The organism is Pseudoflavonifractor sp. An85, from assembly GCF_002161235.1.
Lineage (GTDB): Bacteria > Bacillota > Clostridia > Oscillospirales > Oscillospiraceae > Enterenecus.
Window position 1 is genome coordinate 1 of the sequence record NZ_NFHE01000098.1, and the last position, 1,183, is coordinate 1,183.

The 1,183-nt window shown below is 61.7% G+C and carries 2 protein-coding genes; both read right to left on the reverse strand.

Translation table 11 applies throughout. From position 1 onward, the window contains the following. Positions 1-431, reverse strand: a 431-nt coding sequence (locus B5G37_RS14505; RefSeq protein WP_143483001.1) for a DUF805 domain-containing protein, incomplete at its 3' end; no start/stop codon positions are given. A 14-nt stretch (positions 432-445) separates the two neighbouring features. Next, positions 446-1,183: class B sortase (locus tag B5G37_RS14510; RefSeq protein WP_143483002.1), on the reverse strand; the 738-nt coding region annotated here is incomplete at its 5' end.

Below are 1,183 nucleotides of genomic sequence, written 5' to 3' on the forward strand. Positions count from 1 at the left end.
CCGAACAGGCCGAAGAAGAACATGATGTACCCGATAAGGTACAGGCCGTACACGATGAACATGAACGTGCCGGGCTTGTCCGCGTCATGGAGGCGACGCCATGAGATGGCGATGGTCGGCAGGATGGTGGCGAGTCCCCAGCAGGCGCTCAGCAGGGAGAACAGAGCGCCCAAGCCGCTGCCCGACTGATCCAGAAGGCTGAAGGCGAACCACACGAGGAAGGTGAACAGCATCGCCCACCAGTATTCGCTGCGGCTGGCACGGCCACGGAAGCGCACGTAGCCCTTCCAGTATCGGATGATGGCGTCCTTGAAGGAGCATCCCGTCACGGGTTGCTCTTCGCCTGCCTGCGGCAGCGCCGGTGCGGGCACAGGCTGTTCGGGGGCCTGCCATGGGTTTGGTTCTGTCATGTTGGTTTCCTTTCTGTCCATTGCAGATACCTCTATCAGGGTACCATTTGGTCTCCACCGCTTCCGCTTGCCACCACGACGGTGCGCTCGTTCTCCGGGTGGACATAGTAGGAACAGCTCACAAGGGAGACGGCCTGTTCCGGTTCCGTGGTGCCGTCCAGCGTCATGGCGGCGTCCACCCGCATCGCGTCGTACCACATGCGGAAATCCTCATCATTGTGGAAGACGGTTCTCTTGGATGGTTCCAGACCGTTGACGATCTGCGCGAACCGCACCTCGTAGGCCCGTTTCCACTCCGGAGTCTGAAGAAGGATTGTGGCGTGCCCGGCGGCGAAGGTTTCGTCCGCGTACTCTTGGATGACGCCGAAGGGCGCGGCTTCCAGATTCCCAGAATGGTGGCCGAGAATGACCGCGTTGCGGCTGTCCAGCCCTGCTTCAACGCATTCCGCGTCGAGATATATGGCTCCGTAGATGTTGTAGTTCCCGTACACGTCGTGGCTGAGATAGAAGTCCGGGTCATCCGTGGGTGCCTGCACGATGGGGGAATTGATGGTGGTGCCCGGCACGGTGATCCACCCGATGACATCCGGGTTGACGCCCTGCCAGTAGGCCCAGTCCACTGTGGGGAACCCATCATCCGCCGCCTCGCTGGCGTCATCCTCCCCCGTGGAGGAGGATGCGTCGGAGGTTATGGTCAGGGAAGGGTCTGCCGTGTCCCCCTGTGTGGGGGACAGTATTCTGGGCGAGGGCGGCGTTTGTGCCGCTCCTCCCCA